We start from the raw sequence: 16404 nt of genomic DNA on the forward strand, positions 1-16404 counted from the left end.
TGGCATCGTGCCCTGCGGCAGGGCTGGACACGCAAAAACGAAGTGTATACAGTATCCAAATACCTACAGGGAGGAGCCACAGTGAAGATCGCAGTCGTCGGCGCCGGAGCGATCGGCGCCTACTGGGGCGCCGCATTGCACCGGGGTGGAGCCGAAGTGCACCTCATCGCGCGAGGAGAGCACCTGCGTGTGATGCGAGAGAGCGGAGTGCGCGTGATCAGTCCGCGCGGCGACTTCGTGGCACGCCCGAACGCAACGCACGACCCGGCCGAGGTCGGGCCTGTCGATTACGTCTTTCTCGGGTTGAAAGCGCACAGTTACCCTTCCTGCGCCCCCCTCGTGGAACCCCTGCTCGGTGAGCACACGGCCGTGGTCGCGGCACAGAACGGAATCCCGTGGTGGTACTTCCACGACCTTCCCGGGCCGTACCGGGGCCACCGCATCGAGACGGTCGACCCTGGCGGTGCCACCAGCGCCGTGCTGCCACCAGAGCGGGCCATCGGCTGCGTGGTCTACCCGGCCACGGTCATCGAGGCGCCCGGCGTCATCCGGCATCTGGAGGGCACACGCTTCTCTATCGGCGAGCCATCGGGCGAGATCTCCGGGCGCTGCACAGCGCTGAGCGAGGCGATGATCGCTGGAGGACTGAAGAGCCCGGTCGAGGCTGACCTGCGCGACGACATCTGGATCAAGCTGATGGGAAACGTTGCCTTCAATCCGCTCAGCGCGCTGACGAGGGCGACGATGGTCGAGATCTGCCAGAACCCGCACACCAAACAACTCGTGGTGCAGATGATGGAGGAGACCCTCGACATCGCCGCCAGGGTCGGCAGCGCCCCGGACATCTCCATCGAGAAGCGGCTGCGCGGCGCGGAGAACGTCGGACACCACAAAACCTCGATGCTGCAGGATCTTGAGGCCGGCAAGCAGTTGGAGCTCGACGCCATCGTGACGGCCGTGGTGGAAATGGCGGACATCACGGGCGCTGATGCCCCGACGCTGCGTGCCGTGCACGCGGCTACAGACCTCCTCGCGCGGACCTGCGCGCCAGCGGTCACGCGGGACAAGGGAGTTGCCGGCAAGGAGGCGCAGACCGTATCCGCTTAGCAGCCCACCGGCAGGTGTTCTGCTGATCGCTGCTCAGACGTGCAGCAGGTCGTGACCTGGTGTCTCGTCGTCCACCTCCATGCTGGCCAGTGGTAGCCGACCACCTTCGCCCTCACGGCCCCAGCGGGCACTCTTCGCGATCACCTTGGCTGCACGGCAGCACCGTCCGCGGAAACCTCCGAAACCAAGGACCGGTTCGGTCATGAGCATCTTCCGAACCTCCTCTCCTGAACCGCCTGCCGGGCCCCGAGAGTGGGACGCTCCCGGGCCCGGCAGGCACCCACAACCCAGGGAGCACGGTGAACCGCCGAGCAAAGATCGTATGCACCCTTGGGCCTGCCACTGACAAGGCGCCGCTGCTCGCACAGCTCATCGACGCCGGAATGGACGTGGCGCGGCTCAACTTCAGTCACGGCACGCGCTCCGACCACCAGGCCCGTTACGACATGGTCCGCCAGGTCTCCACCGAACGCGGCCGCGCCGTCGGCGTACTTGCGGACCTGCAGGGCCCGAAGATCCGGCTGGGGCGGTTCGCCGCCGGCCCGGTTGTCTGGGCGACCGGCGAGCGGATCGTGATCACAACGGCCGACTGCCCGGGCGACCATGACCGCGTCTCCACCACGTACCGTCATCTGGCGGCCGACGTGCAGCCGGGCGATCGCCTGCTGGTCGACGACGGAAGGGTCGAACTGTGCGTGCTCGACACCGCCGGGAGCGACATCCGATGCCGTGTCGTGCACGGCGGCCCGGTCAGCAACCACAAGGGCATCACGCTGCCAGGGGGCGCCGTCAGCGTTCCCGCGCTGTCGGACAAGGACACCGAGGACCTGAGGTTCGCGCTGCGCGCGGGGGTCGACATGGTTGCCATGTCTTTCGTCCGCGCTCCGCACGAGGTGGAGCTCCCACGCGCAGTCATGGACGAGGTCGGCAGACGGGTGCCCGTCATCGCCAAGCTGGAGAAGCCGGAGGCCGTCACAGACCTCCCAGAGATCGTGGAGGCCTTCGACGGCCTGATGGTGGCGCGCGGCGACCTGGGTGTGGAAATGCCGATGGAGCAGATACCCACCGTGCAGAAACGGGCCGTCCGCCTGTGCCGCGACGCGGCGAAGCCGGTGATCGTCGCGACCCAGATGCTCGACTCGATGGTCAGCGACCGTCGACCCACCCGGGCAGAGGTGTCGGATGTCGCCAATGCGGTCCTCGACGGAGCGGACGCCGTGATGCTGTCCGCGGAGACGAGTGTGGGCGCCCATCCCGCACACACGGTGGCCACGATGGCGCGGATCGTCGAAGAAGCAGAGTTCGCCGTGCCGCAGACGCTCCCGGCCGACGGGCCGGAATGGGGCACTGACGTACAAGGGCAAGCCGCATCCGGCGCTGGTGACGCGATCGCAGCGGCGGCGTGCGCGGTCGGCAGGCGTCTTGGCGCAGTTGCCCTGTGTTGCCTCACCCGAACCGGCGACACCGCCCGGCGCCTGGCACGCCGACGGCCGCCGCTGCCGCTCTATGCGCTCACCCACGACGACTCTGTCCGGGTGCAGCTGTCGCTCTCCTGGGGGGTCGCGTCCGCGGTGCTGGCACCCGCCACCACCGCGGAGACGATGCCGGCCGAAGTAAGCCGACTGCTGCTCTCCATGCGCGCGTGCCGTCCAGGCGATGTTGTCGTGGTGGTGTCGGGGAGCATCAGTGGCGTGCCGGGTTCGACAGACTCGCTGCGCGTGTTGCGCGTGGAGGGATGACAGCGGAGCAGTTGCTGACCCCCGGCATCTGCAGTGGCCTGTCAACGGCCGTCTGTGGCCCGGATCAGGGTCCGGGCAGCGGCAGGACCTCCACGTCGCCTCCTGCCTCCCCGACACAAGTCCCTCTGGACACCGAAACTAAGACTGCATACAGTATACGGAGATTTCGCCGTGAGGGTGTCACGGAAACAGGCGGACTGGCGGACAGGCGGACAGGTCAGGCGACCCCCACGACATCCGGCCGGAGCCGATACGCCGCGGAATGGGGCCCCGCCTCCAGGGGCTGAACGCGGGCCCATGGTTGGCCTAGAACACATACCGTATGCAATCCCGCATCAGCAGGGATTGCGGCACTCAGGAGTCTCCATGACGAAGTCAAGCCGCCTGCGCGACCGGCAGGACGGGGGTGAAGACCCGGTTGTCGCGCAGCAAGGCCCACAGGACGCCGGCGCGTCGGCGAGCCAGAGCGATGACGGCCTGGACGTGCTTGCAGCCCTCGTCGCACTTCTTCAGGTAGATGTCGCGGTTCGGCCCGTCGCGGATGGTCTGGGCGGACATGTGGAACACCCGTCGCAGGCGGCGGCTGTGGCGCTTGGGCCTGTGCTGCCTCCGGAGCGGTCGTGGCAACCGTGTCGGCACCCCCGACGCTGCGGTTGGCCTGCCAGGCCGTCAGCCGTGCTCGCCCGCGGCGGCGGATCGCCGCCGGGGTCTGGTAGCCGGTCAGCAGGACCAGGGCGCCCCGGAGAGCCGGACGGCCACTCCTGAGAAGCCACCACCGGCAGAGACCCATAAGCCACATCCGGCCCTCCCGGGCCGCCTGACAACTTACGGAGGAACCATGGCCAAAGCACTTGAGGGAGTCCGCGTCGTCGACATGACGCACGTCCAGTCAGGGCCCTCGACTACGCAGATCCTCGCCTGGCTCGGTGCTGACGTGATCAAGGTGGAGGCGCCCGGCCGCGGTGACATCACCCGGGGGCAGCTGCGAGACGTGCCCGACGCGGACAGCCTCTACTTCACGATGCTGAACTGCAACAAGCGCAGCATCACGGTGAACATGAAGTCCGATCAGGGCAAGGACGTGTTCACCAGGCTCGTCCAGGAGGCCGACCTTCTCGTGGAGAACTTCGGTCCGGGTGTGATGGATCGTTTCGGATTCAGCTGGGAGCGGCTGCAGGAGCTGAACGAGCGGCTCATCTACGCGTCCATCAAGGGATTCGGGCCCGGGCGGTACGCGGACCTCAAGGCGTACGAAGTGGTGGCCCAGGCCATGGGCGGTGCCATGAGCACCACCGGATTCGAAGACGGGCCGCCCACCGCGACGGGCGCCCAGATCGGCGACTCCGGCAGCGGCATTCACCTTGTGGCCGGCATTCTCGCCGCCCTTTACCAGCGCACGCACACCGGGCGCGGCCAGCGCGTCATGGTGGCCATGCAGGACGCCGTCCTCAACCTGTGCCGGGTCAAGCTCCGCGACCAGCAACGGCTGACGCACGGTCCGCTGGCCGAGTACCCCAACAAGACGTTCGACGACGAGGTGCCGCGCTCGGGAAACGCGTCCGGCGGCGGCCAGCCCGGCTGGGCCGTGAGGTGCGCGCCGGGCGGACCCAACGACTACGTCTACATCGTCGTCCAACCCGTCGGCTGGAAGCCGATCACCGAGCTGATCGGCCGCCCGGAACTCGCCGACGACCCGGAGTGGGCCACCCCCGAGGCTCGTGTCGCCAGGCTGGACAAGGTCTTCTCGCTCATCGAGGAGTGGACCTCCGGGCTCACCAAGTGGGAGGTCATGGACCGGCTCAACGCTCACGACATCCCGTGCGGCCCGATCCTCTCGACGAAGGAACTCATCGCCGACCCCACCCTGGCCGAGCTGGGCACCGTGGTCGAAGTGGACCACCCCGAGCGGGGCAGCTTCAAGACGGTCGGATGTCCACTGCGACTGTCCGACTCCCCCGTGGAGGTGGAACGTTCGCCACTGCTGGGCGAGCACACGGAGGAGGTGCTGGGCGCCCTCGGCTACGCGCCACAGGAGATCGAGGAGCTCCGGGGCGCCGGCGCACTCTGACCGGAGGACGGGGGCGCTACGACGCACAAGGAGGCCGCTGATGCCGCAGCCTTGGGCGGGACACGAACGCTGCACAGGTAGAGGGAGTGTTCCGGTGGCTCGATCTTCAACGCGACCCGAAATCCAGTCGCCCTCGGGAGCGGTCGACGCGACCGCCCGGCCACATCCCCCACAAGACCGGCGCCGGCGGGGCCCCGGGCGGGTCGGGGCGTGCAGAGGAGGCCGGCCCGGACATCGAGCAAATTCTGGCGAACAGCGGCTGCAAAGTCGACGTCAGCATTCTGGGCACGGCATTCCACATTTATGATTCAGTTTTTTCGGACGGTGGGCGTCAGTCGGCGTCGACAGCAGACACTGCCCGCGCCTGACAAAAGACCAATAACGGCAGGCTGCCTGCTGGGGCGTATTTATGTACCAGGCTCCACTACCGGCATACCCTCGTTCTCCTGGTGATATGGCGACGTCGAATCCGGCGAGGTCGCGCCTACATGCATGAATGCTCCTCCGTCGAAAAATTGTCGTGCGAGCCCTTGTGTTGTCCGAAAATAGCTCCTACCGTTTCGGCATTAATCCGGGCCGCGCGCTCTCCCGTAATAGTTGCTGTGCTGCTCACTGCACAGCGCTAAGAGGTGAATTGCGGGCTAAAGGCTAGAACGACCTGATCAGGAGTCCGAATTATGTCTCGCACGACACGCCCCGTGGCGCTTGCCCGTAACGGCATGGTGAGTTCACCGCATTACCTGGCCTCCACAGCGGGCCTGCAGGTCCTCCAGGAGGGTGGCTCCGCGGTGGACGCGGCGGTCGCGATCAACGCCACGCTCGGTGTGGTCTATCCCCACATGACCGGTCCGGGCGGCGATGCGTTCTGGTTGATCTACGACGCGGAGTCACGGCGCGTCCACGCGCTCAACGGCAGTGGTCGGGCCGGCGCGGCCGCCACCCGCGACTTCTACCGCCGACAGGGGCATCACGAAATTCCCACCCGGGGTCCACGGGCGGTAGTGACCGTGCCCGGCGCCGTGGACAGCTGGTGCACCGCACACGATCGGTACGGCAAGCTGCCGCTGGAGCGGTTGCTGGCACCTGCCATCACCTACGCCCGGAGCGGGTTCGCGGTCTGCGCCGGACTTGCCTCGTGCACGGCCGAGTTGACCGACATGCTCAGTACCCATGAGGCCACCCGCAGCACGATGCTGCCCGGCGGCAGCGCGTCGCTCATGGGGGAAGTCCTCTCACTGCCGAAACTCGCCGAGACGTTGGAAGCGGTCGCGCAGAAGGGCCGGGACGGCTTCTACCAAGGCCCGGTGGCCGATGAAATCACCCGTGCCCTGCAGAGCCAGGGCGGCCTGCTCACCACCGCCGATTTCGCCGCGCACTCCTCCGACTGGACCGAGCCGATCAGCACGACGTATCGCGGCTACCGCGCCTACCAGCACGGACCGAACTCTCAGGGATTCGCGCACCTCATGGCGCTGAACATCCTGGAGAATTTCAACATCTCAGGGATGGACCACCACGGACCCGGTTACGTACACCTGCTGGTCGAAGCCACCAAGCAGGCGTTCGGCGACCGCGACCGCTACCTCACCGACCCCGAATTCGCCGACATCCCACTGGACCGGCTGCTGTCTGCGGAGTACGCGGCGGACATGGCCGGCCGGATCACGGACGCACCAGGGAGCCCGCTGATGCCGGCCACGCGACTGGGAGGCGACACCACCTGCAGTGTCGTGGTGGACGCCCAGGGCAACGCGGTATCGGTGATCCAGAGCCTGTACCACGAGTTCGGCTCCGGATACATCGGCGGGGAGACCGGCGTCCTCCTCCAGAACCGCGGCTCGTTCTTCTCACTCGACGACGAGCACCCGAACCGGCTGGAACCGGGCAAGCGCACCTTCCACACGCTGATGCCCGGCATGCTCTTCCGCGACGGACAGCCGTACCTGGTGTACGGAACGATGGGCGGCGAAGGGCAGCCGCAGACGTCGACCGCGCTGGTCACCCGGATCGTGGATTTCGGTTGCGATGTGCAGACCGCCATCGACGCGCCGCGCTGGCTGTACGGGCGCACCTGGGGCGAGGCCCGGCGCGACCTGCGGATGGAGAGCCGATTCTCCGCAGCCACCCTCGACACCCTCGGAAACCTGGGACATCCCGTCCGACAGGCCGGTGCCTGGGACGACACGATGGGCCATGCCCAAGCCATCCGCATCACCGACGGCGTACTCGCGGGCGGCGCAGACCCGCGTGGAGAGGGCCTGGCGCTCGGCTGGTGACGGTGACCGGAACACAGGCGAAAGGAGCACGGCCATGAAGCTCGAACCGAACATCTGGCTCTGGCTCATAGCCTTCGTGCCGCTGGGACTGCTGCTCTTCCTCATGCTGTTTCGCCGCTGGGGAGCCGCCGAGGCAGGCGTCGTGGGCTGGATGGTGACCGCGCTGATCGCGCTGACGGTGTTCAAGTTGCCCGTCGACGCAATCGGATTGAAGAGCGTGAAAGGCTTCTTCGAATCGATCACCATCATCTACATCATCCTGGCCGCGATCTTGATCTATGACGTGGCGAAGGAGGCCAATGCGTTTGAACCGCTCCAGCGGGGAATGACGCGCATCTTCGCCCACCCGCTGCTGCAGATCATGGCAATCGGCTGGGTGTTCGGAGGATTCCTGCAAGGGATCACCGGATTCGGCGTGCCGGTCGCAGTGTGTGCACCCCTGCTGATCGGCATCGGAGTACGCCCGGCCTACGCAGTGGCCATCGCACTCATCGGGCAGGCGTGGAACAACACGTTCGGCACCCTGGGAGCCGCCTGGCTCGGGTTGGAGCAGGTCACCAAGCTGTCGGCGGACCAGAGCGCCACCACCGCGTGGCAAACCGCGTTGCTGATCTTGGTCGTCGTGGTCGCGAGCGGGTTCGTGATTTCTTGGATGTACGGCGGATTCCGCGGCCTGCGCGAGGGTCTCGTGGCGGTGCTCTCGATATCCGTGGCGCAGGGCGGGGTCACGATAGCCCTCGCGAAGTGGAATCCGACCCTCAACGGATTCGCTGCAGGCCTCGCGGCGCTGCTCGTGGCCGCCGGCCTTGCGCGGTTGCCGATGTACCGCCGGCCGTCGCGCGTGACGAACAGTCGCGTACTGGAGCCGGCGCACCAGGCCGACGCCATGGTGGCGGCGCCACGCGCAGCGGACACGGTCTCGGGCGGACGACACACGTCACCTCCTGCGCCCGCCGCCGCCCCGGGAGGCGCGATGCCGATGACACTGTCGGCCGCGTTCATCCCGTACGGCACCCTGCTCGTGGTCACCTGTGTGGTTCTGCTGGTCGGCCCGCTCAACGAGGTGCTGTCACGGCCGAGTGTGGGATTGAGCTTCCCATCGACCAACACCGGGCTCGGGGTGGTCACCGAGGGATCGACTGAGCGATTCGAGTTCGCCACGCATGCCGGAACGCTGCTCCTGGTGACCGCGGTGATCAGCTACGTCGTCTACCGCAAGCGCGGGCACCTCGACCGCGGCACCTGGCGCCGCGTCCTCAGCAGCACGGTGGAGAAGTCGGTGGCACCCACCATCGCGGTCATCACGCTGGTCGGGATGGCCGAGGTGATGCAGGCATCAGGGCAGGCGGCCGTGCTGGCCACCCAGGTCGCGGTGTGGACCGGCGGGATCTACCTCCTGTTGGCGCCCATGGTCGGGCTGTTCGGCACCTTCATCACCGGCTCCAACATGTCCAGCAACCTGCTGTTCGGAAACTTCCAGCAAGCCACCGCCCAAGCGGGCGGGCTGAGCACTTCAGCTGTTCTCAGCGCGCAGACCGCAGGCGCGGCGACCGCCAGCGCCATCGCGCCCAGCAAGATCCTTCTCGGCACGACCACCGCAGCCATCGCCGGGCAGGAGGGCAAGGTGCTACGGCTCCTGCTGCCGTTCGCGGTGGGCGTCACCCTCGTCGTCGGGTTGATCACCACATTTCTGCTGAACTGACGGCAACGCACCGGAGGTAGTCGAGATGAACCGGAACGCGCGCATCCAGACCTGGGCGACTCTCGTGGCCGTGATGGGCCTGCCACTGCTGTATGTCGGTGGTGTCCACCACATGTTGCCGCTCTCCGTCATCGGGCTGGTCACCTTTACGGCAGCCCTGCTGGGGAGTCTCACGCCGCGATTCCTTCCCCAGCCGGCCGAGACAGCCAGAACCGAGAGCTCCAGCATCGAGGCGGCGGGCGGACCCGACGTCGCAGCACCACGCTGATTCCGCCGATCGGAGCGACCGTGCTGATCGCAGCCCTCGACACGAGTGGCGACGACCGGCACGGTCGCTCCATGCCGCCTGCCTCAGTGTCCGTTCGGGCGTGCGCCCGAGCGGGTCAACACGACGGCACAAGTCGCCTGCCCGCCAAAGGAGTTCAGGGGTACGGACGACGGCGGGCCGACGGGCTGCATGCACCTGAGCGGTCGGGCCGTAGGACCAGCCTGTGTGGTGCATCGGCAACGTACAGCAGGAGTTCCTCGATGAACGACGCCTTGAGGTCCCGGTCACCACCCGGCACCGTCGCGATGACGAACTCGATCTCCCCCAAGGCAGGGAGCCGGCCGATTCCGGTGAGATCGCTCAGTCCGTACGGCACGAGCCTGCGCGCGGAAACGGCCAGGCCCAGGCCTGCCCGGACCGCTGCCCACACGCCGTTGGTGTCACTGCTCGTCGCCGTGGGGGACCATGGCCGGCCTCGACCGCTGAGGGTGCGAAGGCCGCGCATCACTGCCCTGTTCGGGTACGACGGGAGAACGAGGGGCAAGGGGCGCTGGGGGTCGATGGGCGTGTGGGGCTGGCCGACCAGCACCAGCTCGTCCTGCCAGGCGAGCCTGCTCGTGCTCCCGTCGTCGCCGTGTGCCCGTTCGCTGTACACGAGGTCGAGTGCGCCGTTGTGAAGCATGGTCGTCAGCTGCCTGCTGGACCTGACGGTGAGTTCTATGCGGATGGCCGGGTTGTCCTCGACGAATTCCGCGAGCATCTCCGTCGTGCCGGTCTCCGAGAGCTCTTCCGCCAGGCCGAAGCGCAACGGCCCGCACAGCGGCGGGGCGGCGAAGTGCTCCGCAGCTCGCAGGTGTTCCCTGAGTATCTGCTGAGCCAGGCCGACCAGGCTCTCGCCGTCGGGAGTGAGGCTCACAGTAGGGGTGTCTCGGGTGAAGAACTCTCGCCCCAGCGACTGTTCCAGTTTGCGGATGCGCTGGCTCACGGTCGATTGCTGTACGCCGAGTTCGGCGGCCGCGTGGGTGAAGCTGAGCGTCCGTGCCACCGTCAGGAACGTCCTGAGCTGAATCGGATCCGACATCGTGTCTCCTGCTTCGAAATGCACCCTGGCTACGTGTGGTGGAGGGAAACAGCCCACCGCCGCCCGGCGCCTGTGATCGCCTCAGCTCGCCTGCCGTGCGGACAGGCCGAGCGCGTTCCAGGGAGTCGCGGAGACGACGTGGTGCCGGAAAGGAACGGATCTGCTTCGGCATGTTCCAGCCGAGTACGCCGGTGACGATGCCGCAACGGGCGTAGAGGGCGACGAAGCGGCCGTCGGCTGGATCACCGTCCAGTGCGCAGCACGTGCACACCTTGCAGGTCGGCCTGCCCCGGAAACATCCGGGGCTCCAGTCCGGTGGCCACGACGATGGTGTCCGATCCCGGACGGCGGCCGGAGGCGGTCTCGACCGTACGAGTCGCCACATCGAGGCCCACGGCCGTGTCCCCGAGCATGAACTCGGCGGCCAGGCCGGCGATTTCGACGTCGTCCCGCATCCGCGAGCGTTCGGGCTGCCATGCCCCGGAGAGGATCTGCTTGGACAGCGGTGGGCGGTCGTAAGGATGGTCATGCCCGGCTCCGAGCACCGTCACCCGGCCCTGGTGGCCTCCTCGGCGCAGCGCCTCGACCGTGGCCGGGCCTGCGGCCGAGGCACCGGCCACCAGGACGCTTCCCGATGCGCTCACGCCGACTTGCTCACGCGGATCGCACCGGAGGGGCACCTGCCGGCCGCCTCCTGGACAACGGTGTGCTCAGACCTGCCCGGCACTGCGTTCAGCAGTACTACGGTCCCGTCGTCGTCCCGTTGGTCGAACACCGTCGGCGCGAGGAGCGTGCACTGGCCCGCGCCACAGCACTTGTCCTCGTCGACGGTCACGTGCATCTGTGACTCGCGGGCGAGGCGCTGCTCGACCTCGGCGAGCCTGGTCCGCAGTTCCTGCTCGGCCTTGCGGCGGTCCGAGACCTCACGCATGATCGCGGAGATCCCGGCGAGACGGCCTGTGTCGTCACGCAGCAGGGCCACGCTGAACTCGATCGACAGGCGGTGGCCGTCCCGGTGGGTGGCAGGCACGTTCAACGGCGCGTCCCCGTAACGGGTTTGTCCGGTGGCCATCGTTCTGTGATAGCCCTCCCAGTGCCGCTCCCGCAGCTTCTCCGGGATGATCAGGTCGAGGCTCCGGCCCAGCGCCTCGGCCGCAGTATGGCCGAACACGCGTTCCGCCCCAGGGTTCCACAACCGGATGATCCCCTCCGGGTCGGTCACCACGATGGCCTCGGACGCCTCCTGCACGACCAACTGCGCCAGCCAGTCGGCGGATTGCGCACTCCTGACATCGCCCATGATGCTTCTCCTTCCTCGCCGCTGGAGTCAGCAGCAACAAGGGATACTGTATACAGTACACTCTCGTGTGGTGCGGAGGTTGCTGAGGCTTTGCCGGTCCGGGTGCCTTCAGCCGGGTGCCTTCAGGGCTGGGAGATCGAGACTGGGCGCACCGGTGGCATCGCCCCTGGTTCATTTCTCGGGAAACGGTTCCATTTTCTCTGCCATTCGTTGATGATGCCTTAATGGCACTCTATAGCGATGATGCGACAATGACCGAAATTCTGACCAAAGCCGGAGACGTCTGGGCCGTCGTCGGCCTGTCAAATAATCCGGACCGGGCTGCCTACCGGGTGGCGGAGAAGCTGCAGCGCATAGGAAAAAGGATCGTTCCCGTCCACCCCAAGTCGGAGACGGTCCACGGTGAGCAGGGCTACCGCTCGCTCACCGATATTCCCTTCCCGGTGGATGTGGTGGACGTGTTCGTCAATTCCGCACTGGCCGGTGAAATAGCTGACCAAGCCGTAGCCGTAGGAGCCAAGGCGGTGTGGTTCCAGTTGGACGTCATCGATGAGTCCGCTTATCAGCGGACTCGTGAATCCGGACTGCTGATGGTGATGGACCGCTCGCCGGGGCGGGAGATTCCCAGGCTGGGACTCGGCTGATAGACGCGGTCAACAACCATAAAAATTCGATGTAGCGCACGCTTTTGGCCCCGCCAGGTCTACCGGTGGGGCCAAAAGCGATCTGGAACAAGAAACGTGCTCACCCGGACATGTGCTCACGCCCATGAGGCTTCCCCGGGAGAGCAGTCACCACCAGTAGACGGGGTAGCGATGGTGGTTCATACGGTTTCCGAGCACGCCGATTGCGACGAGGATCACCGAAGCCAGCACCAAGAGCGAAAGGAACTGTGCAGCTGGAGGGTGATCGAGGCCGACGATGACCGCGGTGGCCGCCGCCGGAGAATGGCTGACGCGGCAGAGAAGCATGACGCCCAACGCGAGACCGCCTGCCACAGCAGAACTCCAGAACCCGGAGCCGGCAATGGCGATGACGAGGTAGCCGGTCAGAGCGGCGATGATGTGGCCGCCGACCACGTTACGGGGCTGGGCAAGAGGGGTGGTGCTCGCTCCGGCGATCAGGGCCATGCTCGCCGCGAGAGGGGGGATGAGTACGGCCTGGTCCATCCATATGCCGATGGCGGCGAGGACTGTGAGGGCGACGACGCTGATCGCGGTGGAGGTGAGGACGGCACGGGGGCCGGCCGAGCGCGGCGCCCTGCTCTCGTACCATGCCTGCTCGCGGGTCTGCTCCGATGTGCCGGCGGGAGGCACTGCCGTTTGGCTCACGAGGTTGCCCTGCCTTCTTGGACGTGGGTTCGAACACAAGCTCTGATGGGTCGTCAAGCGACCGGTAGAAGGTGGTGTGTGTGCCGAGGGCGGCCCCCCGAAGCCGCTGTTCGGCTGGAGCGGAAGATCGGAGTCTGCGAGCGACGGGCTTCCGAGCAGGACGCTCCATGGAACCGGCCCCGGGCCGTTGACCCGGGGCCGGTTCCATGCGGTGGGCACGTCTGGCAGTACCTCGCTCAGGGGGAGGTCAGCGCGAGGCGTTCAGAGGTGCCGGGGTCAGGCGACGATCTTGTTGGCGCGCAGTCCGGCGATGGCACTCGCGTCGTAGCCCAGCTCGTGCAAGACCTGCTCGGTGTGTTCGCCGAGCAGCGGGGCGCCCTGGATCTCGGGCTTGAACCGGGAGAACTTGATGGGGCTTCCGACGGTCAGGTACTTGCCGCGCCCCTTCTGCTCGACCTCCACGACGGTTCCGCTCTTGCGCAGCGCGGGGTCGTTCGCGATCTCCTTCATGCTCAGCACGGGCGCGCAAGGCACCTCGAACTCGCGAAGGATGTCGACCGCTTCGTACTTCGTCTTGTCGGCGAGCCACTTCTCGATCGCCTCGAAGATCTCGAAGATACGCGGCTGCCGAGCGATCGGAGTGCTGTAGTCCGGGTCGTCGATCCACTCGGGGTGGCCGATGGCCTCGGCGGTCCGCTTCCAGTTCTGCTCCTGGAGGGTGAAGTAGATGTACGCGTTGGGGTCGTCTTCCCAGCCCTTGCACTTCAGCACCCAGCCGGGCTGGCCGCCGCCGCCCGCGTTGCCGCCGCGCGGCACGGCCTCCCCGAACTCCCCGTCGGGGTACTGCGGGTACTCCTCCAGGTAGCCCACTCGGTCCAGGCGCTGCTGGTCGCGCAGCTTGACCCGGGACAGGTTGAGCACGGCGTCCTGCATGGACACCGCCACCTTCTGGCCCTTCCCGGTCCTGTCACGGTCGATCACCGCCAGCAGCAGCCCGATGAGCAGGTGCATACCGGTGTTGCTGTCACCGAGGGCGGCGCCGCTGACAGTCGGCGGCCCGTCCCAGAATCCGGTCGTCGACGCGGCACCGCCGGCGCACTGGGCCACGTTCTCGTAGACCTTGAGGTCGTTCCACGGCGAGTCCTCGTTGAAGCCCTTGACGGAGCCGAAGATCAGCCGCGGGTTCCACTCCTGGAGCGTCTCCCAGCCCAGGCCCATGCGGTCCATGGCGCCCGGCGCGAAGTTCTCCACCAGCACGTCGGCCTGGCGGATCAGCTTCTCCATGACCTCCCGGCCCTCGGGGGACTTGGTGTCGATGGCCAGGGAGCGCTTGTTGCTGTTCAGCATGGTGAAGTACAGCGCGTCGACGTCGGGAACGTCACGCAGCTGATTGCGCGTCACATCACCACCGGTGGTGCGCTCGACCTTCAGGACGTCGGCCCCGAACCACGCGAGCATCTGGGTGCACGCCGGGCCTGCCTGGACACCGGTGAAGTCGATGACCTTGATCCCGGAGAGAGGCAGTTCTGTCATGATTGCTTTCCCTTTTTCGATGATGGATCGTCTCTGGGCGCTGTGTGGATGTCTTCAGCGCTGGACAGTGATGCCCTTGGGGTTGAGGTGCGCGATGTTGCCGCTCTCCGTGCCGTCCGTCGGGTCGATCACGCAGTCGATGAGCGCCGGGCGGCCGGAGGCCAGGGCCTCACGGAGAGCGGTGGCAACCTCCGCGGGCGTCGTCGCCTGGTAGCCCTTGCCGCCGAACGCCTGGATCATGAGGTCGTGTCGGGCCTTCAGAGCCGTCGGCGCCGGGTCGTCGGAGGCGGAGGGGTCGTCACCGCGATAGACACCGCTGTTGTTGAGGACCACGGTGACGATCGGCAGGTCGTAGCGGCAGATCGCTTCGATCTCCATGCCGCTGAACCCGAAGGCGCTGTCGCCCTCGATGGCGACAACAGGGTCACCGGTCTCGACCGCTGCGGCGATCGCGTAGCCCATGCCGATGCCCATCACGCCCCAGGTACCGCTGTCCAGCCGGTGGCGCGGCACCTGCATGCCGATGGTGTTGCGGGCCAAGTCCAGTGCGTTGGCGCCTTCGTTGACGACGTAGGCACGAGGGTTCTCGTGCAGGACATCGCGGATGGCCTGCAGCGCGCCCAGGAACTTCATCGGCTGAGCCGTTTCGGCGGCCTTGAGACGGCCGGCCATCTTGGCGACGTTCTGCGCCGAGCGCTCCGCCAGTTCCTCCCTCCACGCCGCAGGGGCATTGATACGGCCGGGCTTGCTCCGCTCTGCGAGGGCCTCCATCACCGAGGCGACGTCGCCGACGAGCGGGGCGGCGATGGGCTGGTTGCTGTCCATCTCCGTGGCGGCGATGTCGACCTGGATGAACGTGGCCTGAGGATTCCACTGCGGCGCCTCGCCATGGCCGAGCAGCCAGTTCAGGCGTGCACCGACGAGCATGACGACATCCGCCCGGCGCAGGGCGAGAGAACGGGCGGTGGAAGCCGACTGCGGGTGGTCATCGGGCAGCAGGCCCTTGGCCATCGACATGGGCAGGTAGGGAATGCCCGTGGTCTCGACGAACTCCCGGATCTGCTCGTCGGCCTGCGAGTACGCGGCACCCTTGCCGAGTACGACCAGCGGCCGCTCGGCGCCGGCGAGCAAGTCGATCGCCCGGTCCACGGCCTCCGCCTGCGGCACTTGGCGAGGAGCCGGGTCGACGAGCCGCCACAGCGACTCAGCTCCCTGCTCGGCGTCGATGACCTCGCCGAGCACCGCAGCCGGGATGTCCAGATAGACGCCACCCGGCCGTCCGGAGACTGCAGTGCGGATCGCGCGGGCGATGCCGCGGCCGATGTCCTCTGCCCGGTGCACCCGGTAGGCCGCCTTGACGAACGGCCGGGCGGCCGCGAGCTGGTCCATCTCCTCGTAGTCGCCCCGCTGGAGGTCGACGAGATGCTGCTCGCTGGACCCCGAGATCTGCACCATCGGGAAGCAGTTGGTGGTGGCGTTGGCCAGTGCCACGAGCCCATTGAGGAATCCCGGAGCGGACACGGTCAGGCAGATGCCCGGCTTCTGGGTGAGGAACCCGGCCGCTGCCGCCGCGTGCCCGGCGTCGCTCTCGTGCCGGAACCCGATGTAGCGGATGCCCGACGCCTGCGCGAGACGAGCCAGGTCGGTGATCGGGATGCCGACCACCCCGTAGAGGGTCTCCACGTCGTTGAGCTTGAGTGCATCGACGACCAGATGGATTCCATCAGTGAGCGCGGGCGGTTCGTCGGCGCCCTCTGCTCCCGCGTCCTGTACGGCGTCGGTCATGGTCAGGATCCTCCCTGGAGGGTGCGCCTCGTTCGTCTTCTGTCCTCACCATCCGTGCCTTGGGGGCAGCGCGTCCAAGATCTCCTGCCAACCACCTGGTTAACAGCATTTATCAATGTGAGCGAAGTTCACCCACAAGCGCCCGCGACGCGTGCGGCTGCGGGCCTTCGGCAGGTGCGAGAGAGGTACTCTGCCGGTCGCCGGGTGCCGCCGC

At 67.1% G+C, this 16404-nt stretch carries 13 protein-coding genes and 1 pseudogene; 7 read left to right on the top strand and 7 right to left on the bottom strand.

Features of this window, described 5'->3' with window-relative positions; genetic code table 11:
- Window positions 1-81: 81 nt before the first annotated feature.
- Both QIS99_RS25675 and pyk read left to right on the top strand, forming a co-directional pair.
- On the top strand, window positions 82-1107 hold the full coding sequence (locus QIS99_RS25675) for a 2-dehydropantoate 2-reductase (protein WP_282516018.1): 1026 nt from the start codon (window positions 82-84) through the stop codon (window positions 1105-1107).
- Between the two features lie 299 nt (window positions 1108-1406).
- On the top strand, window positions 1407-2846 hold the full coding sequence (pyk, locus tag QIS99_RS25680) for a pyruvate kinase (RefSeq protein WP_282516019.1): 1440 nt from the start codon (window positions 1407-1409) through the stop codon (window positions 2844-2846).
- Between the two features lie 375 nt (window positions 2847-3221).
- On the opposite strand, the pseudogene QIS99_RS25685 reads toward pyk, so the two are convergent.
- Window positions 3222-3588: pseudogene (locus tag QIS99_RS25685) on the bottom strand (hypothetical protein); the annotation flags it as partial.
- Between the two features lie 96 nt (window positions 3589-3684).
- Between QIS99_RS25685 and frc (QIS99_RS25690) the strand changes: the two are divergent.
- From frc (QIS99_RS25690) to QIS99_RS25705, 4 genes are all read left to right on the top strand, one after another.
- On the top strand, window positions 3685-4914 hold the full coding sequence (gene frc / locus QIS99_RS25690; RefSeq protein WP_282516020.1) for a formyl-CoA transferase: 1230 nt from the start codon (window positions 3685-3687) through the stop codon (window positions 4912-4914).
- A gap of 698 nt (window positions 4915-5612) precedes the next feature.
- Window positions 5613-7190 carry a gamma-glutamyltransferase gene (gene ggt / locus QIS99_RS25695; RefSeq protein ID WP_282516021.1) on the top strand — a complete coding sequence of 526 codons (1578 nt, stop codon included), beginning with the start codon at window positions 5613-5615 and terminating at the stop codon, window positions 7188-7190.
- A gap of 34 nt (window positions 7191-7224) precedes the next feature.
- On the top strand, window positions 7225-8892 hold the full coding sequence (locus QIS99_RS25700; protein ID WP_282516022.1) for an L-lactate permease: 1668 nt from the start codon (window positions 7225-7227) through the stop codon (window positions 8890-8892).
- Window positions 8893-8917: 25 nt separating this feature from the next.
- Window positions 8918-9160, top strand: a complete 243-nt coding sequence (locus QIS99_RS25705) for a hypothetical protein (protein WP_282516023.1) — start codon at window positions 8918-8920, stop codon at window positions 9158-9160.
- 154 nt (window positions 9161-9314) lie between these two features.
- On the opposite strand, the gene QIS99_RS25710 is transcribed toward QIS99_RS25705, so the two are convergent.
- The 3 genes from QIS99_RS25710 to QIS99_RS32225 all read right to left on the bottom strand — a co-directional run bounded on the left by QIS99_RS25710 (window position 9315) and on the right by QIS99_RS32225 (window position 11541).
- Window positions 9315-10265, bottom strand: coding sequence for a LysR family transcriptional regulator (locus QIS99_RS25710; RefSeq protein WP_282516024.1), 951 nt, complete (start codon window positions 10263-10265; stop codon window positions 9315-9317).
- 218 nt (window positions 10266-10483) lie between these two features.
- The gene (locus QIS99_RS25715) at window positions 10484-10885 is read right to left on the bottom strand and encodes an FAD-dependent oxidoreductase (RefSeq protein ID WP_349017328.1); all 402 of its coding nucleotides are present in this window, start codon (window positions 10883-10885) and stop codon (window positions 10484-10486) included.
- Window positions 10882-11541 carry a PAS domain S-box protein gene (locus QIS99_RS32225; protein WP_349017329.1) on the bottom strand — a complete coding sequence of 220 codons (660 nt, stop codon included), beginning with the start codon at window positions 11539-11541 and terminating at the stop codon, window positions 10882-10884. The genes QIS99_RS25715 and QIS99_RS32225 overlap by 4 nt, the downstream gene beginning before the upstream one ends.
- A gap of 224 nt (window positions 11542-11765) precedes the next feature.
- Here QIS99_RS32225 and QIS99_RS25730 point away from each other — a divergent pair, with 224 nt between their 5' ends.
- Window positions 11766-12185 (top strand): CoA-binding protein, encoded by a 420-nt coding sequence (locus QIS99_RS25730; protein WP_282516025.1) that lies wholly within the window; start codon window positions 11766-11768, stop codon window positions 12183-12185.
- Between the two features lie 147 nt (window positions 12186-12332).
- On the opposite strand, the gene QIS99_RS25735 is transcribed toward QIS99_RS25730, so the two are convergent.
- The 3 genes from QIS99_RS25735 to oxc all read right to left on the bottom strand — a co-directional run bounded on the left by QIS99_RS25735 (window position 12333) and on the right by oxc (window position 16190).
- Complete coding sequence (locus tag QIS99_RS25735; RefSeq protein ID WP_408909635.1) at window positions 12333-12872, bottom strand: HPP family protein; 540 nt, start codon at window positions 12870-12872, stop codon at window positions 12333-12335.
- 276 nt (window positions 12873-13148) lie between these two features.
- Window positions 13149-14405, bottom strand: a complete 1257-nt coding sequence (gene frc, locus QIS99_RS25740; protein WP_282516026.1) for a formyl-CoA transferase — start codon at window positions 14403-14405, stop codon at window positions 13149-13151.
- Between the two features lie 54 nt (window positions 14406-14459).
- Complete coding sequence (gene oxc, locus QIS99_RS25745) at window positions 14460-16190, bottom strand: oxalyl-CoA decarboxylase (protein ID WP_282516027.1); 1731 nt, start codon at window positions 16188-16190, stop codon at window positions 14460-14462.
- Window positions 16191-16404: the final 214 nt, after the last annotated feature.

It is taken from the genome of Streptomyces solicavernae (genome assembly GCF_029968095.1).
In the GTDB taxonomy this organism is placed as follows: domain Bacteria; phylum Actinomycetota; class Actinomycetes; order Streptomycetales; family Streptomycetaceae; genus Streptomyces; species Streptomyces solicavernae.

What these genes read in the sequence shown, in the direction of transcription:
- QIS99_RS32225 (WP_349017329.1), bottom strand. Translation starts at nt 11,541, where the DNA reads ATGGGCGATGTCAGGAGTGCGCAATCCGCCGACTGGCTGGCGCAGTTG.
- QIS99_RS25705 (WP_282516023.1), top strand. Translation starts at nt 8,918, where the DNA reads ATGAACCGGAACGCGCGCATCCAGACCTGGGCGACTCTCGTGGCCGTG.
- oxc (WP_282516027.1), bottom strand. Translation starts at nt 16,190, where the DNA reads ATGACCGACGCCGTACAGGACGCGGGAGCAGAGGGCGCCGACGAACCG.
- frc (WP_282516026.1), bottom strand. Translation starts at nt 14,405, where the DNA reads ATGACAGAACTGCCTCTCTCCGGGATCAAGGTCATCGACTTCACCGGT.
- QIS99_RS25730 (WP_282516025.1), top strand. Translation starts at nt 11,766, where the DNA reads ATGGCACTCTATAGCGATGATGCGACAATGACCGAAATTCTGACCAAA.
- QIS99_RS25700 (WP_282516022.1), top strand. Translation starts at nt 7,225, where the DNA reads ATGAAGCTCGAACCGAACATCTGGCTCTGGCTCATAGCCTTCGTGCCG.
- frc (WP_282516020.1), top strand. Translation starts at nt 3,685, where the DNA reads ATGGCCAAAGCACTTGAGGGAGTCCGCGTCGTCGACATGACGCACGTC.